Source organism: Termitidicoccus mucosus (assembly GCF_038725785.1).
GTDB lineage: Bacteria > Verrucomicrobiota > Verrucomicrobiia > Opitutales > Opitutaceae > Termitidicoccus > Termitidicoccus mucosus.
Map to the genome: position 1 here is coordinate 2,324,442 of NZ_CP109796.1, position 26,966 is coordinate 2,351,407.

Genomic DNA, 26,966 nt, shown 5'->3' on the forward strand with positions numbered 1-26,966 from the left:
CTTTCGGTTATTCCGGCAGCGCCACCGTCACCGCCCACCACGGGCCGCCCGCGTCGTCCCGCGCCGCCGCCCAATACCACGCCGACACATCCGTCCACGCACCGCCGTGGTCGTCGCGCCAGTGCTCGCGCACCCGCCAGCGTTCGCCGTCGCCCCGCACCGCCGTGAATTCCGCCCAGAGCACTCCCGCCTCGTCGCGTACCAACCCGCCCGGCGTCACCGCGTAGCCGCCCGCGCGAAAACAGTCCGCCGCCGGATGCACCCCGCGCGAGGCCGAGCGTATCCATCGCATCACTACGATTCGTCCGTCCTGCTCAAACACCCCCGTTTTCCCGGGAAACCCGGTGGCAAACGCCGCCGCCTCGCGCGCCCGCGTCCTCCGTATCAAAGGCCGCCCCTCGAACATTTCCGGCCAGCCCGGGAACTCCGCCGTGTCCGCCGCCGCCACGCCGCCCGGCGCTCCCCGCCCGGCGGCCAGTCCCGTCAGCGGCCACAACGCGGCCAATACGCACATGGCCGCCACGCCGCCCAAAACCGTGCCCGTTCTCGGACTCGTTCCCTCATTCACCCTCTCCGAATGCGTTTCCCGTTCCGCCTCCGTCGTGTTTTTCGGGACGAGAGAACAAGAACGAGTAAGAGAACGAGAACGGTTTTTTGGGGCCAGCCACTGCGCGAACCGCCACACACCCGCCGCCAGCGCGCCAAACACCGCCAGCCCGATCCCCTCATGCGCCCATCCCGGCGCGGGCCACAAACCCGATTCGGTGAAAAACAACACCGCCGCCCGCACCGTGTTGCCCAGCAGAATCGCCAGCAGCGCCGCAGCCCCCAGCGCCAGTGTCCGCGCCGCGCCAAGCCGCAGCCACGCCGCCAGCGCGCAGGCCAGCACGCCGCCCGTCCAAAGCATGTGCACTCCGCTGCACGGCGCGTCCACCACCACCATCCCGCCCGACCACGTCAGCACGACCCCCGCCCGTTCCGTCGCCACGCCGAGCAACGCGATCAACGACCGCCCCGCCTCCGCCGTCAGCACGCGCAGCGGATATCCCGCGTAAAACTGCAAAGTCGCCATCACCGGCAGCGACAACACCAGCAAGCCCGCCCGCCCCAGCGCCCCGCCCGAAACATTCGTTGGAGGCCGTCCCTCCAACGCCACGCCGAGCGCCGCCGCCAGCAACATCGCGCGCGCCAGCATCGGCAGCCATCCCGAGGCCAGCGCCGCCGCCAGCGCCAGCGCGCCCGAAGCCAGCGCCGCCGTATTCGAAATCTCACTACGCCACGCCGCGCGCGGCGTCAGCGCGAGCGCGAGGCCCAGCGCGAGCAATCCCAGCGGCTCGTCGCCCCCGTCGCCCATCCGCGCCGCGTGCCACCGCAACACCGGCCAGTCCGCCGCCAGCAGCAACACGCAGAAAAACCAGCGTGATGAAATCCAGCGGCGCGCGGCCTCCCGCGTCGCGGACGGCGCGGGGCATCCGCAAACTGGCCCTGTCGGTTTCATGCGCAAAATTGTATTTTCCCCGCGCCGCCGCGCCGCCAGCATCGGCAAATCTCCCTCATGGCCGCGCCAAACCACAACCAGCCCATTTCGATCAAATACTGGATGCTGGCGATATTCATATCGGCGTTCCCGTTTTTGAATTTAGTCTTGGTTCCCATTTTCGCGCTGGTCGGATCGGATAGGTCGAAAAAGAATTTTTTCAAGGCGCACATCGCGTGGTTTTTGATATTCATCGGGCTGCAGCTTGTCCTGGGGATTGTCCTGTTTGCCACGGGTCTTCTGGATGTTATTATAAAAATACTGGCGCCCATGCTTGCGGATTATTTTTCCTCGCTGGGCCAAGGCATGCGCTGAGGGACGTCCCGACGCCGCCTGCCATCCTCAGCCACCGTTGGCTTCCGCCCGCGTGCCGCGCCGCTTGCGCCACACGCTCCAGCCGACGATCAGGGCCGCGACAATCATCAGGCTCACCGTTCCCGGCTCCGGCGACGTCGGAACCTCGCCGCCGGCGGGCGCGCGCTCGCTCACGCCCGCCGGAAGCGGATTGGGCTGCGTGACTTTTTCCGCGCGCTCCCGCACCTCGCGCGGCGTGGTGTCCACCGCGACGAACGAGGTGAACCTCGTCAGCAGGTTGTATTTCAACCCCAGGCGCACGATCTCCGCCTTCTGCCTGTCCGCCTCGAAACGAATCGCGTGCAAGTCCTCCAGCCCGGTCAGCCGCTCGCGCGCCCACAGGTGCGCCAGCGCCCCGCTCCCGTCCAGCCGCACCGCGTCCGCCACGTCGATTTCCGCGTTCCATGCGCCGGCGCCCGTCAGCCCTGACAGGCGCACCTTGCCCGTCGCGGCCCCGTGCCATTTTCCGACCATCATGACCGGGCGTTGCGCCAGCACGTCGGGCTGCGCGGCGGGAATGAGTTCTCCCGTGGAAAAACCCTCGAATGCCGTTCGCACATGCGTGAGCACGGGGGCCTCGATCATCCGGCGGAATTTCGCCGCCGCCGCCGCCGCGCGGTCCTTGCCGTCCACCACCGCCGGTTCCGAGCGGCCCGCCCGCGCGAGCCGCTCGATCAACTCGCGATTCACCGCCGCGCCGATGCCAAACGCGAACAGGTTCGCCTCGCCCAGCCGCGCCCGCACCAGCGCGTAGGCCTCGGCCTCCACGTCCACGTAACCGTCCGTGACGACCACGATGCTGCGCGACACGCCCGGACGCGCCGGCAGGGACAATACGCGCTCCAGCGCGGGCAGCAGTTCGGTCGCCCCGCCGTAGTCGCCGTATTTGCGCCCGGCCTCGAACAGCGCCAGCGCCGCCGCGATGTTTTCCGGCGTCGCCGCCACCGGCCCGTCGAAAAGCATGCGGCTCGACCCGGAAAAGAGCTGCACGTTGAACGTGTCGGCCTCGTGCAACGACACCAGCAATTCCTCCAGCAGGCGCGTCGAGACATCCAGCGGGAAACCCCACATCGAGCCCGACACATCCATCACGAACACATAGTCGCGCGGCGGCACCAGCGCCGGCGTCACGCGCGCCGGAGGCTGCACCGTGAGGAGGAAAAATTTTTCGCCATTCCATTCGTCGATCATCAATCCTCCGGCCAGCGCGTCACCCGTCAGCCGGTAGCGCAGGATGAAATCGCGGTTCATCACCGGCGCGCCGTCCCCGCCCGGCGGCAGCGTCACCCGCACGCGCCCTCCCGCCCCGTCCGCCCCGCCTTCCCCGCTTGTCCGCACGCAGTGCGAAACGCACTCCACGGCGCGGACCGGCACCGGTGCGACGATCTCTGCGTTCAGCGCAAACACTGGCTCGTATTCAGCCCCGCCGCGTGATGGGGGATTTTCGATTCTCGATTTTCGATTTTCGATTGGGGAGCTTCCGCTCCCATTTGCATCCGGCGCGGCAGCGCCTTCAATCGAAAATCGAGAATCGAAAATCGAAAATTCACCGCCGCGCGTGTAGCGCGGGCCGACCACGGTCGGGAAAACCCATTCGTATTCGCCATCCGCCGGCACGAGCAGCTCATTGTAGCGCAGTTCCACCCGCACCGTGTCGCCGGGCAGGATGTTGGCGACGTTCATTTCAAACACATTGCTGCGGCTCGACTCCAGCAGCGACGCGGTTTTCCCCTCGCGCTTCGCGACCTCGTAAGTCTTGCGTGCCTCCTCCTTTTCCTTGACCTGCGCCTCGATGCGGCGCCCGCCGACGGTCATTGTCATCCCGTGCACCGCCGCGCGCGTCGAGCCGGGGAAAATGTAACGCGCCTCCAGCGGAGTCCCGCCCTCGTTCTGGTAGGTCTGCACCACGCGCACCTCGGCGATCACGCCCGCGAGCGTGGCGTCCACCTCGGTGCTCTTGAGCGGCAGGGCGTCCACGCCGGGCTCCGCGCCCCGCACCTGGAAATAGGGCGAGAGCGGTTCGTCCCCCGCGCCGCGTCCGCCGTCATTCGCGCGCGCGGACACGGCTGCGAACACCACCGCCGCAACCGCCGCCACGAGCCAGAACCCAAAATCCCGCGACACCGCGCAATCGCGCGAGCCGCCGGACGATTTCACCGCGATCTTGACCGGAGAGTGTGTTTCCATGCCGCCATCCTGCCACGCGTGCGTGAAGCCAGTATGAAGCGGGCATGAAGTCGCGGTGAAAACGCGGGCGCCGCCGCCATCGTCACGTCTTTTTCGTGGAGACTTCGATCACGTCGTGCGGCGCGGCTTCTTTCTGGCCGGCGTGGCTCACGCGGATGTAGCGCGCGCGCGCGCGCAAATCGGGGAGGGTCTTCGCGCCGAGGTAGCCCATGCCGCTTTGCACGCCGCCGAGCAGGTTGCCGAGCACGTCGGCGGCGTAACCGGAGACTTCCTTCAGCGCCTCGATGCCTTCCGCGGTCAGCTTGCGCGTCGTGTCATTCTTGTCGTGGCCGTAGCGCGCCGCGCTGCCGTCCTTCATCGCGGCGATGCTGCCCATGCCGCGATATTGTTTATAGAGCTTTCCGTTGATCTCCATGATTTCGCCGGGCGCCTCGCGGCAGCCGGCCAGCAGGCCGCCGAGGATGACCGCGTCGGCCAGGGTGAGCGCCTTCACGATGTCGCCGGACTTGGTGATGCCGCCGTCGGCGATGATGCGCACGCCCGCGTCCTTCGCGGCGCGCGAGGCCACGTAAAGCGCGGTGAGCTGCGGGATGCCCACGCCGGCCACCATGCGCGTGGTGCAGATGGAGCCGGGGCCCTGGCCGATCTTGATCGCGCTGGCGCCGCATTCGGCGAGCCAAGTCACGCCGGCGGCGGTCGTGACGTTACCGGCGATGATCGTGAGCCCCGGAAACGCGTCGCGCACGAGGCGCACCACCTCGCCCACGCCGGCCGTGTGGCCGTGGGCGGTGGAGACGGCGATGGCGTCCACGTTTTCCGCGACGAGGGCGCCGACGTGCTCGGTGATCTTGTCGCGGTCGAGCGAGCCGTCGGGCTTGCGCACGGGCGAAAGCGCGGCGCCGACGACGAGGCGGAAGTCGTCGTCGCGGGCGGGTTTGCGCAGGGCCTTTGACTCGGTGGTGATGCGCTCGACGTCGGAGCTGGTCACGAGGCCGCGCAGACGGTCGTCATTGTCCACGACGAGCATTTTATTGATGCCCACGTGGAGGGAAAAGAAGGCGTCGGCGGCCTTGATCGGGTCCTTGGCCACGGCGCGTTTGTTTTCGACGATGAGGTGCGCGCGGGGCGTCATCACCTCGGCGATTTTTTTTGTCTTATAGCGTTCCTTGAGAACGTTGCCGGAGACGAGGCCGATGAGCTTCCCGTCGGCGTCGGCGACGGGGAAGGTGGAAAAGGCGTATTTCTTCTGCTCGATGCGGGCGAGCAGGTCGCCGACGAGCACATCCGGCGTGGTCGTGATGGGGTCCTGGATGAGGCCGTGGATGTGGCGTTTCACGCGCGCCACCTCGCGCACCTGGTCGCGCGGGGGCATGTTGTAGTGGATGAGGCCGAGGCCGCCGTTGAGCGCCATGACGATGGCCATGCGCGACTCGGTCACGGTGTCCATGTCGGACGAGATGATGGGGATGTGGAGCCGGAGCGTGTCGGAGAGCGCGGTGGCGGTGTCGGCGTCGCGCGGAAGAATTTCCGAGTAAAGCGTGGCGAGCGACACGTCGTCGAAGGTGAGGGCGACAGGCAGGCTGGCGCGGAAGAATGCGTCGGCGGATTGATAAAATTCCGCATCGAGCGCGGAGGAGGATTTTTGAGCAACCTTGGTCATGGTTGCCTCGGGTGAATTAACCGTTCGCACGGAAAGAGCAAGGGGCATTTTTTCCAAAAATCGTTCTCGTTCCTCATTCTCTCGTTCTTGAAACGCCACGAAGAAAAAAGAGAGAACAAGAACGAGCAAGAGAACGAGAACGATTTTTTGGGGTGACGGGCAAGGCGGCGCGGTGGCACGATGCGGAGGATGAGCGCCGAGATTTACTCCATGACGTTTCGCCGTTACTCGCTGCCTTTCCGGCAGCCGGTGCGGACGGCACACGGCGCATGGACGCGGCGCGAGGGCGTGATTGTGCGGCTGTCCAACGAACGCGGCTCGACGGGATTGGGCGAGGCGGCGCCGATTCCGTGGTTCGGAACGGAAACCGCGGACGAGGCGGCGGCGGCATGCGAGCGGCTGGGCGCGCGGGTGAGCCGGGAGCAGATCGAAGCGATCCCGGAACGGCTGGGATGCCTGAAGTTCGCGCTGGCGTCGGCCCGGGCGGAATGCGCGGCGGCGGACGGCGTGGATGCTGGGCCTGACGACTACCTGACGGTCGCCGCGCTCCTGCCGGCGGGCCGGGCGGCGCTGGAAGTCGCGGCTCAACGGGCGGAGGCGGGATTTCGCACGTTCAAGTGGAAGGTCGGCGTGGCGGACGCCCTCGATGAATTGGTGCTCCTCGACGACTTGCTGGCCGCGCTGCCGGCAGGGGCGCGGCTGCGCCTGGATGCAAACGGAGCCTGGGACCGGCGGACGGCGGAACGCTGGCTGGGCCGGTGCGCGGATTTGCCCATGGTGGAATTTATCGAGCAGCCGGTCGCGGCGGCGACCCCGGACCGCGAAACCGATGCAAGGGCGCGGTCGAATGCGATGGATCTGCTGCTGGGGCTGGCCGGGGATTTTCCGGTGCCGCTGGCGCTCGATGAATCGGTCGCGAGTTCGCGCGACGTGGCCCACTGGCTGGATGCGGGATGGCCGGGATTGTTTGTGCTGAAACCCTCGTTGCTCGGCGACGCGGCCGGCACGCTCGGACGGCTGCGGGCGGCGGGAGGCGACGCGCAAGACGGCGGAAGAGTCGTGTTTTCATCGGCCCTGGAAACAGCCGTGGGCGCGCGCGCGGCGCTCGAATGGGCGTTGCGGTGGAAGGCGGAAAATTTTCGATTTTCGATTCTCGATTCTCGATTGGGCGCTGCCGCGCCGGATTCCCAAATGGAGCGGCAGCTCCATCAATCGAGAATCGAGAATCGAAAATCGAAAATTTTCCGCGCCGCCGGTTTCGGCGTGTGGCCTTTGTTTGAGGATGCGCGGTTCAACGGACCGGAAGCCGCGCCGTTTGTGCGCGCGCGGGACATCCGGCTTCTGGACGGGGAGGCGGCATGGAACGCCCTGAGCTGAGACGGCTGGCCCTCGAAACAGGCCGCGCGGTGGAGCGGGGGGATTTTGTGTTTTTGTGCGACCCGGAATGGGGCGCGGCCGAGCGGGCGGAGTTTGGGCAAGTGGCGCGGGAGGCCGGGGGCATCGCCGCAAAGCGCGGATGGCTGTGCCTCTCGACCGGCGGGACGAGCGGGCGGGTGCGGTTTGCGCGGCATGACGAGGAGACGCTGGGCGCGGCGGCGCGGGGATTCTGCGGGCATTTCGGGCTGGAGCGGGTGAACGCGGTGGATGTGTTGCCCGCGCATCACGTGAGCGGATTCATGGCGCGGGTGCGCTGCGCGGCCACGGGCGGCATCCATCTGCCCTGGGCATGGAAACGACTGGAAGCGGGGGATTGCCCTGAGCCGCCCTCGACGGACGGCTGGGTGCTCTCGCTGGTGCCCACCCAATTGCAACGGCTGCTCGGCGACGCGGACGCGGCACGGCGCGGGCGCGCGGCGGACTGGCTGCGCCGCTTCGAGGTGATTTTTCTCGGCGGGGGCCCGGTGTGGCCTTCGCTTGCGGATGCGGCCGCCCGGGAAGGGCTGCGGATATCGCTCAGCTACGGCATGACCGAAACCGCCGCGATGGTGACGGCGCTGCGTCCCGGCGAGTTTGCGGAAGGCGCGAGAAGCTGCGGGACGGCGCTGCCGCACGCACGGGTGGAACTGGTGGACGAGGAGACCGGCGATGTGTATCCAAAATCAAGATACGAAGGCCGCGTCGGGCGGGTGCGCATCGCCGGCCCGAGCGTGTTTCGCGGCTACCTGCCGGCAAGCGCCGGCGCGGCCGGGCCTGACGGCGTCCTGATGACCGAGGACCTGGCGTTCCTCGATGCGCGCGGCGGTCTCAACATCGCGGGACGCCGCGACGCGGTCATCATCACGGGCGGCAAAAAAGTGCTGCCGGGGGAGGTCGAGGCGGTGCTGCGGTCGAGCGGCGAATTTTCCGATGTCGCGGTGGTGGGCGTGCCGGACGCGGAATGGGGCGAGCGCGTGGTGGCGTGCTATCCCGGAGGAGACCCCGAGCCCGACTGGGAGGCGGTCGGGCGGGCCATGCATTCATTGTCGGGCTACAAACGCCCCGCACGCTTCATCCCGATGACGCCCTGGCCGCGCAACGCGCAGGGCAAGGTCAGCCGCGCGCGCCTGCGCGCCCTCGCCGCCGCCCCGGAATGAGAGGCCGCGCGGCTTACTTTGTTTCCATGGTAAAGATCCCGTTCCAGTCGGGCGGCGGCGGATTTGCCTTCATCCACATGCAGCGCTGCATGAACAGGCGCGAAGGCGTGAGTTGTCCCTCGATCAGCGTCTGCGTGCACTCGAGCCGGCTCGCCTGCATGAAAAGCGCCGCGGCCCGGTCCCAATCCTGCCGGCGGTAAAGCTCCAGTCCCTCGCCGAAGAGCCCCCGGCACTCCAGAGCCATCGGAGGCAGCTCCTCCGCCAGCCCCATCACCTCGAAGACGTCCACCGGCTGCGAGCGCCCCTTCACCACCACGGTGTCGAGCAGGCGAAACACGCACGGGCAGCCGGCGCGCTCGGCCTCGGCGCGCGTGCTGCCGGCGACCAGCGTATCCACGCCATAGATACGGGACACCGCCTCCAGGCGCGAGGCCAGGTTCACCGTGTCGCCCATCATGGTGTAATTGAAGCGCGAGCGGGAGCCCATGTTGCCCACGACGGCGACGCCGGTGTTCAGCCCGATGCGGGTGCACATGCGCCACACCCCGCCCCAGCGCGCCCCGAAGTCCAGCATCCACTGCTTGCGCAATTCCCCGAGCCGCTGGTGCACGCGGCAGGCGGCCACGCAGGCCCGGGAGGCGTGATCGGCCTGCGCCACCGGCGCGCCAAACATCGCCACCACGGCGTCCCCGATGTATTTGTCGAGCGCCCCGCCCTTCTGGGTGATGGCGTCGGTGCAGACGGAAAGATACTGGTTCATCCATTCCACCAGTTCCACCGGCGAGAGGGATTCCGCCGTCTGCGTGAAGTTTTGAATGTCGCTGAAATACGCGGTGATCGGCACCTCCGATCCGCCGAGTTTCGGCTCCTCGCCGGATTCCACCATCTGGTTCACCAGTTCGGGGGAGATATAGGTGCCAAACATTCCCTTGATCCGGCGCTTCTGTCCCTCCTCCTCGACGAGTTGCATGACGATGGCGGCGAAGCACGTGGTAAACGACGCGCCCAGCGGCGCGATGACGGGGAGTATCCAGTGCCCGTGGCCAAACGCCTCGAAGGAAATCCACACGTAACCGACCATCAGCAACATCGCCACGCCTTTCCAGATCACCCCGCGCGCCCCGCCGGCCAGCGACATGGCGCAGACGACGGCGGTCGTCCCGAGGATGATCAGAAACGAAAACACGGGGGCCGGATGCCGCAGGAATTTTTTGGAAAAAATCGTCTTCAACAAATTCCCATGGATGCCCACCCTCGGCACCGGATAGTCGTCCAGACTGGTCGGCGCGGTGTCGAACAACAAGGGGTCCACGGGACCGATCAGCACGATCGCGCCCTCCATCACGCCGAGCAGCCTGGCGGCCGCCTGGCGATCCTCCGGTATTTCCGATTTCAACATCCGCGCCGCCACCAGCACGTTGGTGAAGCTCATGCGCAGGTTGTGCGGCGATTCCCATTTGGAAAACCAGTTCACCTCCAGGTCCTGCCCGTCCCGCAACGGAATCTCCGCGAGCCTCGCGCCGTCTCCGCCGACCAAGACGATGCGCCCGTCCTCCAGCCGGATGGCCGAGGGCGGCAGCTTCCAGTAGAGCCGCGCGATTTCCAGCGACATGTGCCACCATGTCATCGGGCCGACCTGGGCAAACATCGGCACCTCGCGCGTGCTGCCGGCCATCGTGTCGATCAACCCCACGTTGGGCGCGTTATAGATGCGGTTGCCCACGCGAAACTCGGGCAGCTCCGGCGGTTCGGGCTCCGCTTCCGGGGGATCGAGCACGCGCGGAAACTGGCGCACGATGGGCATGCCGTTGATGTCCCGGTCATCCGCCGCGGCATAGCTGGCCGCCACGACCACGGGCGGCTCGGGTTGCTGAAAGAGATACTGCGCCAGCCGCCACGTGCCGCGCTGGAAACGCTCCATGTCCGCCACCTCGGGCCGGCCGCGCTCGGAAAATATATAGTCGATCCCGACCACCCGCGCCCTGCCCTCGCCCAGCACCGCCTCGCACACATCGGCGAAATACGCCCGGTCCCACGGCAGGTTGCCGATGTCCGTGATCGATTTGGAATCGATGTCCACATACACCACCTTCAACGGAGGCGGCAGCTCACCGCGCCATTTGAAGCGCCAGTCAACCGTGAAATTCTCCAGAAACGCCAGCCTGCCCGTGTAGTGCAGCATGCACCACAGCGCCGGAATCGGCAGAATGAGGAGCAGGCGCAGGAGCAAAGCCTTGGACGGGCGTGGCACGGAATGGAAACGTAGGCCGGCGGCATGCATCGCGCCAGCCTGGAATCACTTGGAAAGCGGAAACTTGCGGGCTTCCCGGCTATTCGCCGTCCGTCGGCGAAAGACGCGGCGGCGGCACCTGCGCCCCGGGCGCCGACGGCAGCGGCGCCATGCCGGGACCGGCGCTGGCGGCGGAATCGCCGCCCGGGTCCTGCCCCCCTTCCCCGCCATGCGATATGATTGCGGAAGCCGCCGCCGCAAGCATGTCCTGCACCGCCTGCCTGAGCGCGGCCAGATCGGCGGCCGAGGCGTTCCGCACCATCGGGCTCGCGAAGCTGGCCGCGTCCACCCCGCCGGTGCCGCTGTCAAAATGGATGTTGTCGATGCGGAGTTGTTTTTCTCCGGGCACGGAGGTCGGCGCGGCGCGCCCCTCGACCTGCGTTTCGATTTCACCCTCAAGCATGACAAGGTCGAACGTCATCATCCGCTTTTTCGCGCCGGCGCCCGACGCGCTGCTCTGCGCGACATGGCCATAGCGCCTCGGGCCGAGCGGCTGCGCCTCCCGCGCCTCGCGGAATCCCAGCCGGAACGCCGTGCCGCGAATGCCGGCCACACCGACCGGGGTCTTGATGCTGAAACTGGAGCCGTCTTCCGTGTTGAGCTTCTTCACGTCTGAGATGATCTCGCCCCGCTTCAGGTGCAGGCGCGTGGTCGAGGCGGTCGGCTCCCGTGAAATCTCCGTCACGCGAAACGTGCCGGCAAAGGGCTGCTGCGAGAACTCTTCGACCGCCAGTTCCGAACCGCCGGCAATCGTCAGGGTGGCGCCGTTCGAAAGAACGAGCATCACGCTTGCGTTTTTGTCGGTGATGATGGTTTGCCCGGCGACCACGCGGGCGCCCTTGGCCAACGGCGTGCGCGCGGCACCGCCCGGTCCCGTCGCATAAGCCACGCCTGTCACCCGAATGACAAGGATGGCCCCGTCGTTTTTTTCAGACGGAGCCGGGGACTTTTTGACCGCCGGGGTGTGCGCCGGCCCGGCGGCGGCGCATTGCAAGGCTGCGGTAATCAAAAATAACCGTGCGATCCAGGTTAGTGTGCAGGAGATACGGGACATGTTTTGCCCAAGTTGATGAATTTCTAAGGGTTTGCGCGTAAGTACGCGAGCAGGACTCTGGCGGCTTCATAACCGGGGTCAAGACGCAAACATGTTTCAACAGAGGTGGTGGCCTGAGAATTCGCGGATGGATTCAACGCCATATGATAGGCCTGATGATACCATGCGAGGGCGCTGGCCGGCGCCAGCTCCAGCGCGCGAGCGAACGCTTCGCCGGCCTCGATCCAGCGTTCCTGCACATCGAGCGCGACTCCGAGGCGTATCCAAAATTCATATACGACATCGGATTGGGCGAGGGCCGCGCGGGCCGCAAGCTCAGCCTCGCGGCCATAGACTTGCGCGTTGTCCGGCTCCAGTCTCGACCAAAGCGCATTGGCGTAGGCGATGTCCGCGCACGCCTGCGGATTGTCGGGCAGTCCGGACGAGAGTCCGAAGAGCAAGCCCTCCGCCCGCGCCAGGATGGCGCGCTGATCCTCCTCCGATATATCCGGCTTCGCCAGCGAATCGATCAGCGCCCTCCCCTCGCGCCGCGCCGCCTCTTCGTAGTATAGCGGCATCACCGCGCCCGCCACCGACCACACGACCACGAGGGCGGCGAGCGCGCAGGCCGCGCGCCGCGCACGGTTCACGCGGACGGATTCCGTTTTTTTGCCCGGCGCATCCCCCGTTCCCGCGCCTTCCACCCGCCGCCAGCCCTCCGCCGCGAGAACCGCCGCCAGCATCGCGACCGCCGGGATTTTCAGGTGAAAATCCGCCAGGCAGGCCAGCCCCAGCGCCAGCAAACCGACGCCGATGGCGCGCGTGATTTCCGGCGCCCGCCAATCATCGTATCCATAAAACAAATACCCATTGCCATCCGCTTCCCGTCGCGCGCGCAGCAGCCGCCATGTCACCGCGCCCGCCGCGCCGAAGAACAGCAGGAACCCGGCCGCGCCATGATCGCCGAGCGTGTTGAGAAAATCGTTGTGCGCCCATTGCGGCTCGTCGCGAAAACCCTCCGGGCGCTCCCGCTCGAACAACACATTAAAACTCCCCGCCCCTGTGCCGAACACCGGCGCCGTCGCCGCCAGCCGCAGCGAGGCCATCCACAGGATCGGGCGCGACCGCTCGCCATGATCCGCCACGAATTTGTCCACGCGCGCCCTTGCCGCGGGCGAGGCCACGTAGAGCCCGCCGCCGGCGAACGCGAACGCGGCCAGCACCGCGCCGCACCGCCAGAGCCGGCCGCGCCATTTCCGCCCGTGCACAAACAACGGCCAGGCCGCAAACGCCGCCGCCAGCGCCAGCCAGCCGCCGCGGCTGAGCGTCAGCATCCAGCCGAACAGCATCGCCGCCGCCGCGTAGCCGCAGGCCAGCCGCCGGCCCGCGCCCGCGCCGCGCTGCCAGGTGAGAGCGAGCATCGGCGGGATGAGCAGCATAAAAAACGCCGCCATGCTGTTGGGATTGCCCAAAAAACCGCTGGCCCGCCCGACGTATTGCGCCGCCTGCGCGCGCCCCATCATGAGCCAGCCGGGATGGACGAACTTCTGATACGCGCAAAGCACCACCGCCGCCAGCCCGAGCATGACCGCGACGCCGAGCAGCAGCCCGCGCGGCCCCTCGCGCCGCAACCCCCGCCACGCCATCCAGAAGACCGCGATCATCTGCGCCCAGGCCAGCCAGTCGCGCACGCCCAGCCAGCGCACCGGCGTGACAAAGCGGACATTCGCCGCCGCGCAAACCAGAAACGCCGCGAGCAGAACGCCCACCCCGCTCCGGCGCGGACGTTCGCCGGAAAACGCCGCGAGCAACAAATGCAGCGCCAGCGCCGCGCCCGTGAGCAGCCAGCTCGCCGCCATCGTCTCGGCCCGCACGCCGCCGAGGTGCAGCGAGGTCCACGCCAGATTGCCCGCCAGCAACACCGCCAGCGCCCATTCGCCGGCGGAAAGCACGCGGGAGGTGATGACGGGAGATAACTTCATAGGAAAAATTAAGAAATTTTTGACTCTCGATTTCCGATTGGCGGAGGAGCCGCTCTGTTTGGAATCCGGCATGGAAGCACCCGATCTAAAATCAAAAAGTCTCAGGCGGCCCGCGCCGCGATAAACGCCTTGATCGCGTCGGGGGTGGCCTCGATTTTGTGTTTGTCCAACGGACGGGCCTTGAGCGCCTCCAGCGACGGATGCCGGGGCTCCACGCCGACCGCCTCGCGAATCGTGTCGGGAAACTTCGCCGGGCTCGCCGTCGCCAGCACCACGCTCGGGCGGCCCGGGTCCGGGTCCTTGAGGGCGCAGGCCGTGTGCGGATCGACGATGTATCCGTATTTCTCATACACGCGCCTGATGATGCCGGGGATCTCGGCGTCGTCGCAGCGCGAGGCGCTGAACGTGTCGCGGTTGAAGTTCTCGAACACGTAGCGGCCGGCGGCCTTGAAGGTCCGCATGACCTCGCGCACGCGGGCGGCGTCGCGGCCGAGGCTGTAGTAGAGGAAGCGCTCGAAGTTGCTCGACACCTGGATGTCCATCGACGGCGCGAGGCTCGGGCGCACGCCGGTCACGCGGTATTCGCCGGTCGTGAAGAGGCGGTGCAGGATGTCGTTCTGGTTGGTGGCGACCTTGAAACCGCGCAGCGGCACGCCCATTTTCTGGAGCATCCAGCCCGCGAGCACGTTGCCGAAATTGCCCGTCGGCACGACAAACTCCGCCCCGGCGCGCGCGTCCGGCGGCAGGCGCAGCCATGCGGACAAATAATAAACGCATTGCGCGAGGATGCGCGCGAGGTTGATGGAGTTGACCGCGGACAGGTGGTGGCGCGCGCGGAACGACTGGTCGCCAAACACGTCCTTCAGCGCCGCCTGCGCGTCGTCGAAGGTGCCGTCGATGGCGAGCGCGAAGACATTTTCCGCGCCGGTGCACGCCATCTGGCGCTCCTGCAACGGCGAGGTGCGCCCGTCCGGGTAAAGGATGAAAATCGCGGTGCCGGGCTTGCCGAGCAAGCCGTGGATGGCGGCCGAGCCGGTGTCGCCGGAGGTCGCCCCGAGGACATTGATGGACTCGCCGCGCACGGCGCACTGGTGCTCGTAGAGGTTGCCGAGAAGCTGGAGCGCGAAGTCCTTGAACGCGAGCGTGGGGCCGTGGAACAATTCGAGCACGTGCAGGCGGTCGTCGAGTTTGCGCAGCGGCGCGATGTCGGGCGCGTCGAAACGCGTGTAGGACTTTTGTATGATGGCGCGCAGCGTGTCGGCGGGAATGTCGGTCGCGAAATGCCGCAGGAACTCGAAACAAAGCCCGGCGTAGTCGTTTTTCAGCGCCTCGAACCGCGCGAGCGCCCCGGCATCAAACGCGGGAAGCGTCTCGGGCACGAACAACCCGCCGTCCGGCGCGAGGCCGACGGCGACGGCATCCGAAAACGAGTGGGGCGCGGTCTGCCCGCGGGTGGAGATGAAACGCATGGGAAAACAAAAGCATCTAGCGGGCGAACCGCCAAGGGTGAAGGAAATTTAAAAACTGATGTTGCGTGGCCCGGCGGGTTGCGTGGCACGGGCGTCCCGCCCGTGCTTCGCGGTGCCACCCCCCGGAAAACATGGGCGGGACGCCCATGCCACACAATCCCGCGGGCCGCCCGAGGGAGAGCAGTTCTCAATCTCCCCTACTTCAGCATCCGCACGCGGCGGTCTTTTCTGGGGAATTGCAGCGTCACGGTGGTGCCGACGCCCTCGGTGCTTTCGATGCCGATCTGGCCGCCGTGATCGCGCATGATGCGCTGCACCACCATCAGGCCGAGGCCGTTGCCGCCGGCTTTCGTGGTGTGATACGGCTGGAAGAGTTTCACCAGGTCGCCCTGGCGGATGCCGCTGCCGGTGTCACCGAAAATCAAATACACGCCCTCGTCGTCGGTGCGCGTCTTGATGCGGAGCACTCCGCCGGGCTGCATCGCCTCCATCGCGTTTTTGATGATGTTGAAGAACACCTGTTTCACCTGGTTGCGGTCTGCCATCACGGCGGGCAGCGCGGTCGTGAGCTCGGCCTCGACGGCGATGTCGCGGTTCTCCAGTTCGCGCTGGTGGAATTGCAGCACCTCGGCGAGCACCTCCTCCAGGCGTGTCTCGGCGAGGTCGGGCGGGCGCGGGCGGATGGCATCGAGGAAATTCGTGATGATGCCGTCGAGCCGCACGACTTCCTCCTGGCAGACCCGGATGGAGTCGGCGAGCGCGTCGGTGTCCTTCGCGGCCTTCAGCTTCTTCAGGCGGCGCTCGATGAGCTGGAGGTGGATGGTGAGGGAGTTGAGGGGATTGCCGAGTTCGTGCGCCACGCCGGCGGCGAGCAGCAGCACCGACGAGGTGCGTTCGTCCTCGATGCGCGCCTCGGTGGTCTCGCGGTCGCGCGTGATGTCGCTCAGGATGACTGCGAAACGCCGCGCGGCGGCGCGCCCTTCCCCGTGGAACGGCACCATGTAGAGCCGCACGAGGCGCAGTTCGGGATAGGTGAGTTCAAACTCGCGCGTCACCACCGTCGGCGGCGTTTTTTCGTCCATCACCGTCTCACCCTCGTCGCCGGCGAAGGCCCCTTCGAGCGATGCGCGCAGGCCCGGCACGAGCCGCCAGAGCGTGGCCTTGCCGAGCGCGTCGCCGCGCAGCCCGATGAGACGCTGCGCGGACTGGTTGGCATACTCGACCAGCCCGTCCGCGCCGATGACGAGCACGCCTTCCTGCAACGTCTCGAAGATGCCCTCGAACAGCGCCCGCTCGCGCGCAAGCCGTTGCACGAGATTGGAGAGGTTGACCGTGTCGAGCGAGTCCAGCCGCCCGAGCACGCGGTCCAGCGAGGTGTGTTTTTTTCCGGACATGTTGGAAGAAAGTAACAAGTGACAAGTAACAAGTAGCAAGAGGCAAGGGGCAAAGGGCGGAAATGCAGAAGGCGCGCCGCGCGCGCCGTCGGTCTGCTTCTTGTCACTTGATACTTGTCACTTGATACTTGTCTCCTGCCACTTCTTCAAACAGCACCGTCTGCGCGGGATCGACGCGGGAGGCGAGCAGCTTCCGCAGAAACACGTCGCGGTGCTCCACGCAGCGCCCGAGACGCAGCACCGCCTCGCGGTGCTCCTCGGTCCCGTAGCCTTTGTGCCGCGCGAAACCGTAACCGGGGTGGCAGGCATCGAGTTTGCCCATCAGCCGGTCGCGCGTCACTTTCGCGATGATCGAGGCCATCGCGATGCAGAGCGAGCGGGCGTCGCCCTTCACGATGCCGGTGTGCGGATACGGGAATGGCTTGAGCGGCAGTCCGTCCACGATGATGCGGCAGCCCGCGTCCTCCGTCCGGAGGCGGCCCGGTTGCGCGGCGCCGCAATCAGCGGGCGGGAAGAACAGGTCCGGCTCGCGCTCCTGCGAAAACATCGACGGGGGATAAATCGCCTCGAGCGCGCGGCGCATGGCGAGCTTGGTCGCGCCGAGGATGTTGAGCTGCTCGATCTCCGCGGCCGACGCGACGCCGGGGCTGGCGTGGATTTTGCCCTGGAGCGCCAGTTGCTCGAATTCAGCCATGAGCGTCTCGCGTTCGCCGGCGTCGAGCTGCTTGGAATCGTTCACCCGCCCGCCGTTTTTGCGCGCCCAATGGCCTTCGAGAAACCCGCGCTCGACCAGCACCGCCGCCGCGACCACCGGCCCGGCCAATGCGCCGCGCCCCGCCTCGTCGACACCGATAAGGCGGGCGAATCCGTTGATCTGGCGGAGGTCGAACCCGCGCAATTGACGGCGCTTCATCCTGTCGGTTGTAAAGCCCGCGCCCCGTCGCGCAAGCCTGCGGATGCGTGATCGTTGCCCCGCCCGGGCAGGCGCGGATTGCCTTCGTCCTCCCGATGCGCATGCTGCGCCGGAGAATCCATCGCGCCATGAACACAATCGAGCTGTTCGAATTCCTGAGCTACGTCGTCACGGTGATCGGCCTGCCGTTTGCCATCATTGTCTTCATCATGGAGCAAAACAAGGGGCGGCAAAACGAGGAGGAGGAAATTTTCCAGCGGCTCTCCGACGAATATCGCGAATTTCTCAAGCTGGTGCTCGACAACTCCGATCTCCAACTGCTGCGACGCGAGGGCGCGAAGGCGGAGTTCAGCGAGGAGCAAAAGGAGCGGCGGCTGGCGATCTTCGGCATCCTGATCTCGCTTTTCGAGCGCGCCTATCTGCTCGTTTACGAGGACAATCTCGCCGGCAAGGCGCTCCGCCGCTGGAAAGCGTGGGAGGATTACATGCGCGAATGGGCGCGCCGCGCCGACTTTCGCGATGTGCTCCCGGTGCTGCTCGAGGGCGAGGACGAGGAATTCACGAGGCACATCCTGAAGCTGGCCGAGGAGGAAATGGCCAGGCGCTGAAAAAGGCGCGGGCAGGAATGCCCGCGCTCCTGTTTTCCGCCGCCTGGAGCATATTTCCCGCCGCCTACACCGCCACCTCCGTGAAACGCGATTCGCGGATCACGGTGATTTTGATGGTGCTCGGGTATTGCAGCTCCTCCTCGATGCGCCGGCGCAGCGCCTTGGCCAGCTCGCGCGCCTGCTCGTCGGTGACGTGCTGCGGCGAAACCACCACGCGGATCTCGCGGCCGGCCTGGATGGCGTAGGCCTGCTGCACGCCCTCGAGTTCGCCGGCGAGCTTTTCGAGGCGGTCGAGACGCTGGATGTAACTCGTCATCGCCTCGGCGCGCGCGCCGGGGCGGATGGCGGAAATCGTGTCGGCCAGGATCACCAGCCCCGCGTAAAGCGTCTCCGGCTTCACCTCCTCGTGGTGCGCGGCGATGGCGTTGACCACGATCGGCGTCTCGCCGTGGCGCTTCACGAAATCCGCGCCGATGCTCGCATGGCTGCCCTCGTATTCGCCATCGACGGCCTTGCCGATGTCGTGCAGGAGGCCGGCGCGTTTCGCGAGGTTGGGGTCGAGCCCGAGCTCGCTCGCGATCATCGAGCAGAGGAAGCCGACCTCGATGGAATGATCGAGGACGTTTTGCGTGTAGGAGAAGCGGTATTTCAGCTTGCCCAGCAGCTCGATGATGTCCGGATGCAGGCCGTTGATGCCGAGGCGCTGCACGGCGTCCTCGCCGGCCTGCTGCACGTTCAGGTCCACTTCCTCGCCCGCGCGGGCGACGGCCTCCTCGATGCTCGCGGGATGGATGCGCCCGTCCTTCACGAGGCTTTCGAGCGCGATGCGGGCGATCTCGCGGCGCACCGGGTCGAAGGATGAGATCAACACCATCTGCGGCGTCTCGTCGATGAGGAGCGTCACGCCGGTGGAGGCCTCGAACGCCTTGATGTTGCGCCCCTCGCGGCCGATGATGCGCCCCTTCATTTCCTCGTTGGGCAACTGCACGATGGTGGCGGTGATGTCGGCGTTGGGCTTCGAGGCCAGGCGCTGCATCGTGGCGATGAGCACGCGGCGCGCCTGCGTCTGCAAGTCCTGCTCCGAGCGCTCCAGCATCTCGCGCTTCAAGGCGCGCAGTTCGTCCTGGCACTCCAGCATCACCTCGTCGCGCAACGTCTGCTTGATTTCGTCGGGATTCATCTGCGACACGCCTTCGATGCGCTGGCGCATGGTCTTCGAGAGATCGCGGATGGAGTCGCGCGCCTGCTGCATGGCGGCGGTCTCGCGGGCGAGGCGGTCCTGCTTTTGCTCGAGCTGATAATCGAGCAGCGCGAGCGACTCCTCGTGCGCGCGGATTTCGCGCAGCTTGATGTCGGTCTCGATTTCGCGCCGGTCAAATTCCCGGTTCAGGTCCGCCCGCTTGTCCTTGATTTCCTCCTCCGCCTTCTGGCGGATTTCGTTCGCCGCCACCGCCGCTTCCCGTTTCGCCACCTCCAGCAATTGTTCCGCCTGCTGCGCCACCGCCCGGCGCAAGTATCGCGTGACCAGCCATGAGATCGTCATGCCCAGAAGGACGCCGACGATGGCCGCCACGGCGAAAAACCAGATCGGTTCCATTTCGCCCTGGGCCACGATAAACGCAAAGTCGGCTGTGACGCTGGCTAGGTTCAAGGCGGGCGAAGCTAGGACTCGAGCGGCAAAATTCAATTCTTTCTTGAACGCAGCACGGCTTTTGCGCGTCTTTGATGAATCGGCCGCACGCGCCCAAACTTCATGGGCGGGGCGATTCGCCTCCCGCCTCAGATGCCCGGGACTGCGGCCAGGCCAGCGCCGCCACTTCCTCAAGGCGTTTCCATGCAGCGGCTTCCCCATCGGGAGCCCAGGTCTGCACCGTCACATAGGCCCATCGATCCGCGCGCAGCCGCAACAGCCGGTCACGCATTCCGCGTAAAATCATGCCCATATGCGTGGATTCGGTGACGCCGTCTCCCGAAAACCAATACGCAAACAGCGCCGTCGCCGTCTCGCGCCGGCCATCCGCGCGGGTGAATTCGCGGGTAACGGTCAGCAGGGTGCATGGCAGCGCGCCGCCGTCCGGCAGCCGGATTTCCGCGCCGCGCCGGTCCGTGATCGTCCAGCCCTGCCCGACGAGACAAATCTCGGGCCGGTGAATCGAGGTGCGGTCCCGCCCGCTCAGCACGATGGAAAAAAACACCTGTTCCGCCGGGCGCGCCATGCGCGAGTAGTGCTTTCTCGAATACCCGGTGTCGGGCGGAAGGGTTTCCCGCTCCACCGCGCTCACCTCCGCCGGACGCCCGGCCCACGCCACCGGCTCGCCGAGAAACACGGGCAGCTCTGCCGGGTTCACGCCATCCGGGGCCAGCCGCACGCCGGCCGCGCGCGTCGAGACCGCGTCGAACCGCGCGGTCAGCCAGACCACCGCAAGCGATGCCGCCACCACGGCGGCGGCCGTGACGCCGGCCGCGCGCGGCGCGCTCATCCGGGCGGCCGGGATGCCGGGGTCCGCGTCTTCCCCGCCGCCTTTTCCCGGACCAGCCGCCGCCCCTTCCCCGCGCCAGCGCCGCAGCGCCGCGATCACCGCGAGCAGCAGCCCGAGCACCACCGCGAACACCAGCCAGCCCGACCATGCGTGCACTCGCCCGCCCGCCGCGTGCCCGAACCGCTCGCCGACAAGAACGATCGCGCCGATGCGCACGACATTGCCCGCAAAGACAAACGGCACCGCCAGCGCGACGAGCAGCACGCGCCGCCGCCACGAGCGGAAATTCAGGTAGCCCGCCAGCAGCGCCATCGCCAGCAGCGCCATGAACGAGCGCACGCCCGAGCACGCCGCCGCCACGTCGTATTGATAATGTCCGTCCGGGGAGAAGAGCTGCGTGCCGCTTTGCACCACGCGCACGCCGCACGCGCGCGCCGCGCCGCAAACCGTGTCGATCACGCCCAGCCGCAGCCAGAAACCCAGCGTGTCCAGAAACCCCGCCGGGATCGCCAGCGCCAGGAAACCCAGCGGAAACACCGCCGCGCGCGCCCAGCGCCGCCCGCCGCCGAGCGCCAGCGCGCCCCACGCGAACACCAGCAGCGCGACAATCGACACGCGCGTCTGCTGCATCGCGTAGCCGCACAAATGCAACGCCAGCCCTCCCAGCAACGCCGCCGCCGCGCGGCCCGTGCACGCGCTGTCTCCGCCCGCCGCGCCCGCGCCGCGGTTGCCTTCGTTGCGCAAATTTCGCCAGAGCAGCCATGCCGAAACCGCGAGCACAATCGGCCCGTGCTGCGCCTCCGAGGCCGGGTTGAACCACTGCCAGCCCCACCACCAAAAGACCGAGCGCGTGTCGATGTAGCCGCGCGTCGCGTTGCCGAAAAATTGAAACACGCCCCACCCCGCCGCGGCGCAAAGCAACGCGGCCTGCCACGGCGACCAACGGGATTTTTTCAATGCAACGCCCACGATAAAGCCCGCAGCCTACACGTTTCCGGTCACAAAACAAACCCCAAGCCGCGGGCGTCCCGTTCTCTTTATTCTTTCCTCTTTATCTTTCTTCTTTCTCTTCCGTTTCCACGCCCTGCGGCTCTCTTCCTGACGAAAGAAGAAAGATAAAGAGGAAAGAATAAAGAGAAACATCCGAACCGCCCTACCCCGCCGCGTTCACGCCGTTTGTCCGCCGCATCCACAACACCAGCGGCAGCATCAACGCCGGCGCGGCGGCGGCCACCACCAGGCCCCAGTGCAGGTCGAGCAAATCCGCCACCCAGCCCACCAGCCACGGCATGAAAATCCCGCCGGCGTTGCCCAGCGCCGCCAGCGCGCCAAACATGCTCGCGCCGCCGTTCGGGTAGCGATCCGCCGTCACCGCCAGCAGCGTCGGCCACAGGCAGCTCCCCGTGAAACCCGCCAGCACGCACGCGCCCAGCGCCACCGCGCGCATCGGGAAAAACGACCCCGCGACGAACAACACCACCGTCGCGCCGCAACCCCACGCCATCATCGCAAACGGACTCATCCGCCCGCCCGCCGCTCCCACCGCCATGCGCCCCAGCGCCATTGCCACCGAGAACACCAGCAACGCCATGCCCCCCATCCACACCGGATAACCGAGCGACTTTTCCGCGTAGGCCGGCAGCCACTGCGCCAGGCCCGCCTCCGTCGCCCCGCCGAGAAAAATCGCCGCCATCGCCGCCACGAACCACACCTCGCGCGCCAGCACGCGCATCCGCGTGCGTTTCCCGTCCGCCGACAACGCGGGGAACTTGAGCGCCGCCATCGCCACCGCCAGTCCCGCCGGCAGCGCGACCAGCAGCAGGCACGCCGCGCGCCACCCGCCGCCCGCGCCCAGCACCAGCGTGCCCAGGCCGATCGTCACCACCGCGCCCACGCAATAAAACGAATGCAGCCAGTTGAGCGCCCGCGTGCGCCGCTCCGGATTCAACGCCGCCACCACCGGGCTCAGCACCATGTCGAGCATGCCCGCGCCCAGCCCGAGCCAGAACAGCAGCGCGCACATCCCGCCATAGGTCGGGCACCACGCCAGCCCGACCAGGCTCGCCGCCATGACCACGTTTCCGCCCACGGCAAACAGCTTCGCCCCCCGGCGGTCCGCCAGCGGCCCCGTGATCAAAATCCCGATGACCAGCCCCGCGAATCCCGACGCGCCCAGCCGCCCGAGTTGCTCGTTGGACAGTCCCGCCTCGCCGCCGAACCGCGCGCTCAACGTCGTGAGAAACACCGGCAGCAGATTCAGCCCGATGGCGAGGCTCATCATCGCGCCATAGCTGAGCGCGGTGAGCAATTTCGGACGGACGACGGAGACATGAAGCGACGCGGACATCCGCCCACTCGACCAGCGCGTTGGCCAAAAAGCAATCGTTGCTCCACGGCCTGATCGGGTGCAACGCCTTGCAGAAGCCGGGCATTGCACTGGCGCGCCTTGTGTTTCCAGTCATGGGATCATGCTCCTCAAAAGACTCCTCATGGCGGTCGCGGCCTTCATTGCGGCGCCCGCCGTCCTGCCCGCCCTGCCGGGCGGCTCGAATGACTCCATCCAGGAAAACGCGGCCCCGCATCCGGAAATCAGCGTTGATGCGTTCGGTGACAGCGCCGGCCACTGGCGGCACATCACGAATCCGCATGCTGTCATCCAGCCGCGCCCGGACTGCCCGGTTTATCCGCCCGCCAGCATCCGCGAAATTGCCGCCAACATCCTGCTTTTCCAACGCAGCAACGGCGGCTGGCCCAAAAACTACGACATGCGCGCCGTCCTCACCGAGGAGGAGAAGGCGTCCGTGCGCGCAACGCGCGACGCCCGCGACACGACCTTTGACAACGAAACCACCCACGCACACGTCGCCTATCTGGCCAAGGCCAGCACTCTGCTCTGCGAGCCCGGCTACCGGGCTGCCGTCGAACGCGGAATCGATTTCATTCTGTCCGCGCAGATGCCCAACGGCGGCTGGCCGCAATCGTGGCCCGCCCCGGAGGGTTTTGCCGCGTTCATCACTTTCAACGACCGTGTGATGGCCGGCAATCTCACGGTCCTGCGCGACGCCGCCAACGGCGCCAACGGCTTCGCATGGCTCGACACCGCGCGCCGGGAAAAATGCCGCGATGCCGTCGCGCGCGGGATTGCCTGCGTTCTCGCCTGCCAGTATCGCACCGCCGATGGAAAGCTCACCGGCTGGGGACAGCAGCACAACCCGCAAACCCTGCGGCCCGACCACGCGCGCAGCTTCGAGCCGCCCTGTATTTGCTCCGAGGATACGGCCGGGATTGTCCGTTTTCTCATGAAAATCGAAAAGCCTTCGCCCGGGATCATCCATGCCGTCAAGTCGGCCGCGGCCTGGCTCGACGCGGTCAAAATCGCCGGCCGGCGTGTCGAAACCTCCACTTCCACGCCCGCCGTGTTTCCCTGGCACAAGACCGACCAGGACAAGCGCATCGTGGACGATCCTTCCGCGCCGCCGCTGTGGGCGCGCATGTATGAAATGGAAACCAACCGTCCGTTCTTCTGCGGCGTCGACGGCGTGAAAGTCTATACGTTTGCCGAAGTCGATCGCGACCGCAGGACCGGCTACAATTGGCATGGGTACTGGCCTGCGGAAGTTCTTGGGCAAGATTATCCCGCATGGCTGAAAGCCCATCCTTGAAAAAACAAAGGGCTCCCAACCGGCGGGGGCGTGTTGTTCTCCGCCTTTGACGGCCGGCCTCCGCGTGGTTTTTCTTTTCCGATGCGAGCGCCGCAAACAAAATTCCCCGCATTGCACCTCCCCGCCCTGACGCCCATGTTCCCCTTGACCACCGCGCGCCCATGCCGGTGAGTCCTCTTTTTTTCCTTGATCACGGGGCCCGCTCGCCAAGCGATCATCAGAAGCCATGATTCCCAAAAAACTCCTTTTCCTCAGCGTATCGGCCGGGGCCGGACACGTCCGCGCCGCCGAGGCGCTTCACGCCTGGGGCGCGGCCGCGTTCGGCGGGCGCATCGAGTCGCGCCACCTCGATGTCATGGACTACGTCCCCTCCAGCTTCCGCAGGATGTATGTCAGCGGCTACCTGAAGGTCATCCAGCACCTCCCCACCATGTGGGGCCTGCTCTACCGCGCCGCCGACAAAACCTCGCCCGACGCCATCTCGCAAAAACTCCGTCGCGCCGTCGAACGCCTCGGCACGCGCGCGCTCACCAGGGCCATCGCCGACTTCGCGCCCGACGCCATCGTCAGCACGCATTTTCTCCCCGCCGAACTGCTCGCCGGCAAAACCAGGCGCGGCAAACTCAATCTCCCGCTCTGGGTGCTCGTCACCGATTTCGACCTGCACCGCATGTGGGTCCAGCCGCATGTGACCGGCTACTTCGCGGCCAACGACGAGGTGAAATTCCGCCTGCAATCCCACGGCATCGACCCCGCGCGCGTCCACGTGACCGGCATTCCCATCATGCCCGCGTTCTCGCAAAAACTCCCGCGCGCGGCCTGCGCGGCCGAGGCCGGCCTCGCGCCCGACCGCACTACCGTGCTCCTCATGGGCGGCGGCGCCGGCGTCGGCAGGCTCGACGAGGTGGCCGCGTGCCTGCTCGCTCTCCCGCGCGATTTCCAGCTCATCGTGCTCGCGGGCAAAAACCAAAAGGCGCTCGCCGCGCTCCAGCGCCTCGCCGCCAGGCATCCCGGGCGCCTTTTCCCGCAAGGCTTCACCGGCCAGGTCGAGCGCCTCATGGCCTGCGCCGACGTGGTCATCACCAAGCCCGGCGGCCTCACCACGTCCGAATGCCTCGCGCTCGGCCTGCCGATGATTGTCCACTCCCCGATCCCCGGCCAGGAGGAGCACAACGCCGACTACCTGCTTGAGGAAGGCGCCGCGGCAAAGGCCATCGACGAAACCGGCATGGAATACCGCCTGGACAGGCTCCTCGCCTCGCCGAAAACCCTCGCCGCCATGCGCGCCCGCGCCAAATCCCTGGGCCGCCCCCAGGCCGGCCGTGACGTGCTCCACATCGTGCTTGGCGGCGCATCCTGAGCCGCCGCGAAACAACTTTCCGATCTCGCCGCCGTCTCGCATCACCGCCGCCGCCCCCTTTCTTCACAATTCGCAATGATCCGACGTCACTTCCTTAAAACCCTCGCGACCACCTCCGCCGCCGCGGTCACATTTCCCTCCATCGTGCGCGCGCAAACGCTCGGCCTCGGCGGCGGCGTCTCCCCCGCCAATCGCCTCAACCTCGGCATCATCGGCGCCGGACTCCAAGGCCGCGTCATCATGACCAGCGCGATGGCCAACGCCGCCGCCCGCATCGTCGCCGTCTGCGACGTGGACAAACAACACCGCGCGCAAACCCGCCAGTTTGTCGAGGAAACCTACGCCAGCGAGACCGACTCCGGCACGTACCGCGGCTGCGACGAATACGGCGACATGCGCGAGCTCCTCGCCCGCCCCGACATCGACGCCGTGCTCATCGCCTCGCCCGAGCACTGGCATGCGCTCCACGTCATTCATGCCGCCCGCGCCGGAAAACACATTTATTGTGAAAAGCCCTCCGGCGCCTCCATCCCCGAGACCCGCGCCATGCTCGATGCCGTGCGCGCCTCCGGCGTCGTCTGCCAGATCGGCAGCCAGCAGCGATCCATGGTGAATTACCTGCGCGTCATCGATCTCGCCCGCGGCGGCTACCTCGGCGGCATCACCCGCGTCCGCGTCGGCTTGCCCCGCTACATGAACGTCCGCCCCGCCGGCGGCGCCGGCCTCGCCGCCAGCCTCGGCGGCTACTCCGACGAGCCCCCGCCACGCTCCGGTGCCCCCGAGCCTGTCCCGCCTGGGCTCGACTACGAGACCTGGCTCGGCCCCGCCGAGCCGCTGCCCTATTGCAAGGCCCGCGTCCACTACCACTGGCGCTGGAACTACGCCTTTGGCGGCGGCCGCATCACCGACTGGGTCGGCCACCACTACGACTCCGCCGCCCTCGTCCTCCGCGTCAACGACCGCATGCCCGTCGCCATCCGCAACGCCACCGCCCGCTTCCTCGACGACACCCCGCTCTACAACACCGCCTCCGACTACGCATTCGAGGCGCACTACGACAACGACGCCGTCATCGAGGTCTCCTCCGCCCTGCGCGAAGGCGTGCATGTCGACGGCACCGAGGGCTCCGTGTTCGTCAACCGCTCCGCCCTCGAGTACACCGACCCGCGCCTCCGCCGCGTGCAAATCCCCTCGCACCGCGCGCTCTTCCGGCTGGACGGCGCGCGCGGCCACATGGACGACTTCATCGCCTGCGCGCTCAAGGGGGCGACCCCGCGCGCCCCGATGTCCGACGCCCACTGCGTGACCGCCGCCGCGCACCTCGCCAACATCGCCTTCCGAGCCGGCCGCCGCGAACTGCGCTTCGATCCCGTCGCCGAGCAGCTTGTCGACGCGCCCGACGCTGTCCGTTACTTCCAGCGCGTCATGCGCGCGCCATGGACGCTCCCCGCGTGAACCCCAAAA

19 protein-coding genes are annotated in these 26,966 nt (G+C 67.0%); 7 read left to right on the top strand and 12 right to left on the bottom strand.

Annotation, left to right across the window (positions count from 1 at the left end):
* Positions 1-7: 7 nt before the first annotated feature.
* Positions 8-1,498: an archaeosortase/exosortase family protein gene (locus tag OH491_RS07880; protein WP_334319606.1), complete on the bottom strand. Its 1,491-nt coding sequence runs from the start codon at positions 1,496-1,498 to the stop codon at positions 8-10.
* Between the two features lie 57 nt (positions 1,499-1,555).
* Here OH491_RS07880 and OH491_RS07885 point away from each other — a divergent pair, with 57 nt between their 5' ends.
* On the top strand, positions 1,556-1,852 hold the full coding sequence (locus OH491_RS07885; RefSeq protein WP_068772276.1) for a hypothetical protein: 297 nt from the start codon (positions 1,556-1,558) through the stop codon (positions 1,850-1,852).
* 27 nt (positions 1,853-1,879) lie between these two features.
* Here the strand turns inward: OH491_RS07885 and OH491_RS07890 are convergent, their stop codons facing one another.
* Together OH491_RS07890 and guaB are read right to left on the bottom strand one after the other, a co-directional pair.
* Complete coding sequence (locus OH491_RS07890; RefSeq protein WP_084442550.1) at positions 1,880-4,078, bottom strand: VIT and vWA domain-containing protein; 2,199 nt, start codon at positions 4,076-4,078, stop codon at positions 1,880-1,882.
* An 82-nt stretch (positions 4,079-4,160) separates the two neighbouring features.
* Positions 4,161-5,738: an IMP dehydrogenase gene (guaB, locus tag OH491_RS07895; RefSeq protein WP_084442549.1), complete on the bottom strand. Its 1,578-nt coding sequence runs from the start codon at positions 5,736-5,738 to the stop codon at positions 4,161-4,163.
* Positions 5,739-5,948: 210 nt separating this feature from the next.
* Between guaB and OH491_RS07900 the strand changes: the two genes are divergently transcribed.
* Together OH491_RS07900 and OH491_RS07905 are read left to right on the top strand one after the other, a co-directional pair.
* Positions 5,949-7,115, top strand: coding sequence for an o-succinylbenzoate synthase (locus OH491_RS07900; RefSeq protein ID WP_334319605.1), 1,167 nt, complete (start codon positions 5,949-5,951; stop codon positions 7,113-7,115).
* Positions 7,097-8,311 carry an AMP-binding protein gene (locus OH491_RS07905; protein ID WP_342750963.1) on the top strand — a complete coding sequence of 405 codons (1,215 nt, stop codon included), beginning with the start codon at positions 7,097-7,099 and terminating at the stop codon, positions 8,309-8,311. Before OH491_RS07900 ends, OH491_RS07905 begins: the two co-directional genes overlap by 19 nt.
* A 13-nt stretch (positions 8,312-8,324) precedes the next feature.
* On the opposite strand, the gene OH491_RS07910 is transcribed toward OH491_RS07905, so the two are convergent.
* The 6 genes from OH491_RS07910 to OH491_RS07935 all read right to left on the bottom strand — a co-directional run bounded on the left by OH491_RS07910 (position 8,325) and on the right by OH491_RS07935 (position 17,392).
* Positions 8,325-10,562, bottom strand: coding sequence for an adenylate/guanylate cyclase domain-containing protein (locus OH491_RS07910; RefSeq protein WP_334319604.1), 2,238 nt, complete (start codon positions 10,560-10,562; stop codon positions 8,325-8,327).
* Between the two features lie 79 nt (positions 10,563-10,641).
* Positions 10,642-11,610, bottom strand: coding sequence for a FecR family protein (locus tag OH491_RS07915; RefSeq protein ID WP_334319603.1), 969 nt, complete (start codon positions 11,608-11,610; stop codon positions 10,642-10,644).
* A 68-nt stretch (positions 11,611-11,678) separates the two neighbouring features.
* Positions 11,679-13,616 (bottom strand): O-antigen ligase family protein, encoded by a 1,938-nt coding sequence (locus OH491_RS07920; protein WP_334319602.1) that lies wholly within the window; start codon positions 13,614-13,616, stop codon positions 11,679-11,681.
* A gap of 101 nt (positions 13,617-13,717) precedes the next feature.
* On the bottom strand, positions 13,718-15,085 hold the full coding sequence (gene thrC / locus OH491_RS07925; RefSeq protein WP_068772271.1) for a threonine synthase: 1,368 nt from the start codon (positions 15,083-15,085) through the stop codon (positions 13,718-13,720).
* Between the two features lie 197 nt (positions 15,086-15,282).
* Positions 15,283-16,479, bottom strand: a complete 1,197-nt coding sequence (locus OH491_RS07930; protein WP_068772270.1) for a two-component system sensor histidine kinase NtrB — start codon at positions 16,477-16,479, stop codon at positions 15,283-15,285.
* Positions 16,480-16,582: 103 nt separating this feature from the next.
* On the bottom strand, positions 16,583-17,392 hold the full coding sequence (locus OH491_RS07935; protein ID WP_068772269.1) for a ribonuclease HII: 810 nt from the start codon (positions 17,390-17,392) through the stop codon (positions 16,583-16,585).
* A gap of 128 nt (positions 17,393-17,520) precedes the next feature.
* Between OH491_RS07935 and OH491_RS07940 the strand changes: the two genes are divergently transcribed.
* A complete protein-coding gene (locus OH491_RS07940) occupies positions 17,521-18,000 on the top strand; it encodes a hypothetical protein (protein WP_068772268.1) in 480 nt (159 codons plus the stop codon).
* Between the two features lie 64 nt (positions 18,001-18,064).
* Here OH491_RS07940 and rny read toward each other — a convergent pair whose 3' ends face one another.
* From rny to OH491_RS07955, 3 genes are all read right to left on the bottom strand, one after another.
* Positions 18,065-19,651, bottom strand: a complete 1,587-nt coding sequence (gene rny / locus OH491_RS07945) for a ribonuclease Y (protein ID WP_334319601.1) — start codon at positions 19,649-19,651, stop codon at positions 18,065-18,067.
* A gap of 100 nt (positions 19,652-19,751) precedes the next feature.
* Entirely contained in the window at positions 19,752-21,437 is a 1,686-nt protein-coding gene (locus OH491_RS07950; RefSeq protein WP_068772267.1) for an exosortase/archaeosortase family protein, read from the bottom strand.
* A gap of 196 nt (positions 21,438-21,633) precedes the next feature.
* Positions 21,634-22,827: an MFS transporter gene (locus OH491_RS07955; RefSeq protein ID WP_342750964.1), complete on the bottom strand. Its 1,194-nt coding sequence runs from the start codon at positions 22,825-22,827 to the stop codon at positions 21,634-21,636.
* Positions 22,828-22,948: 121 nt separating this feature from the next.
* On the opposite strand from OH491_RS07955, the gene pelA reads away from it, so the two are divergent.
* The 3 genes from pelA (at position 22,949) to OH491_RS07970 (ending at position 26,957) form a co-directional block, all read left to right on the top strand.
* The gene (pelA, locus tag OH491_RS07960) at positions 22,949-24,142 is read left to right on the top strand and encodes a pectate lyase (protein WP_084442546.1); all 1,194 of its coding nucleotides are present in this window, start codon (positions 22,949-22,951) and stop codon (positions 24,140-24,142) included.
* A gap of 226 nt (positions 24,143-24,368) precedes the next feature.
* Positions 24,369-25,502 carry an MGDG synthase family glycosyltransferase gene (locus tag OH491_RS07965; protein ID WP_068772266.1) on the top strand — a complete coding sequence of 378 codons (1,134 nt, stop codon included), beginning with the start codon at positions 24,369-24,371 and terminating at the stop codon, positions 25,500-25,502.
* Positions 25,503-25,577: 75 nt separating this feature from the next.
* Positions 25,578-26,957, top strand: a complete 1,380-nt coding sequence (locus OH491_RS07970; RefSeq protein WP_068772265.1) for a Gfo/Idh/MocA family protein — start codon at positions 25,578-25,580, stop codon at positions 26,955-26,957.
* The last annotated feature ends 9 nt before the right edge of the window (positions 26,958-26,966 follow it).

Excerpts from the sequence above, each read along its gene's own strand:
- guaB (WP_084442549.1), bottom strand. The coding sequence starts at position 5,738 with ATGACCAAGGTTGCTCAAAAATCCTCCTCCGCGCTCGATGCGGAATTT.
- OH491_RS07885 (WP_068772276.1), top strand. The coding sequence starts at position 1,556 with ATGGCCGCGCCAAACCACAACCAGCCCATTTCGATCAAATACTGGATG.
- OH491_RS07880 (WP_334319606.1), bottom strand. The coding sequence starts at position 1,498 with ATGAAACCGACAGGGCCAGTTTGCGGATGCCCCGCGCCGTCCGCGACG.
- OH491_RS07890 (WP_084442550.1), bottom strand. The coding sequence starts at position 4,078 with ATGGAAACACACTCTCCGGTCAAGATCGCGGTGAAATCGTCCGGCGGC.
- OH491_RS07965 (WP_068772266.1), top strand. The coding sequence starts at position 24,369 with ATGATTCCCAAAAAACTCCTTTTCCTCAGCGTATCGGCCGGGGCCGGA.
- OH491_RS07955 (WP_342750964.1), bottom strand. The coding sequence starts at position 22,827 with ATGTCCGCGTCGCTTCATGTCTCCGTCGTCCGTCCGAAATTGCTCACC.
- OH491_RS07940 (WP_068772268.1), top strand. The coding sequence starts at position 17,521 with ATGAACACAATCGAGCTGTTCGAATTCCTGAGCTACGTCGTCACGGTG.
- thrC (WP_068772271.1), bottom strand. The coding sequence starts at position 15,085 with ATGCGTTTCATCTCCACCCGCGGGCAGACCGCGCCCCACTCGTTTTCG.
- OH491_RS07920 (WP_334319602.1), bottom strand. The coding sequence starts at position 13,616 with ATGAAGTTATCTCCCGTCATCACCTCCCGCGTGCTTTCCGCCGGCGAA.
- OH491_RS07905 (WP_342750963.1), top strand. The coding sequence starts at position 7,097 with ATGGAACGCCCTGAGCTGAGACGGCTGGCCCTCGAAACAGGCCGCGCG.
- OH491_RS07930 (WP_068772270.1), bottom strand. The coding sequence starts at position 16,479 with ATGTCCGGAAAAAAACACACCTCGCTGGACCGCGTGCTCGGGCGGCTG.
- OH491_RS07970 (WP_068772265.1), top strand. The coding sequence starts at position 25,578 with ATGATCCGACGTCACTTCCTTAAAACCCTCGCGACCACCTCCGCCGCC.
- OH491_RS07900 (WP_334319605.1), top strand. The coding sequence starts at position 5,949 with ATGACGTTTCGCCGTTACTCGCTGCCTTTCCGGCAGCCGGTGCGGACG.
- pelA (WP_084442546.1), top strand. The coding sequence starts at position 22,949 with ATGCTCCTCAAAAGACTCCTCATGGCGGTCGCGGCCTTCATTGCGGCG.
- OH491_RS07935 (WP_068772269.1), bottom strand. The coding sequence starts at position 17,392 with ATGAAGCGCCGTCAATTGCGCGGGTTCGACCTCCGCCAGATCAACGGA.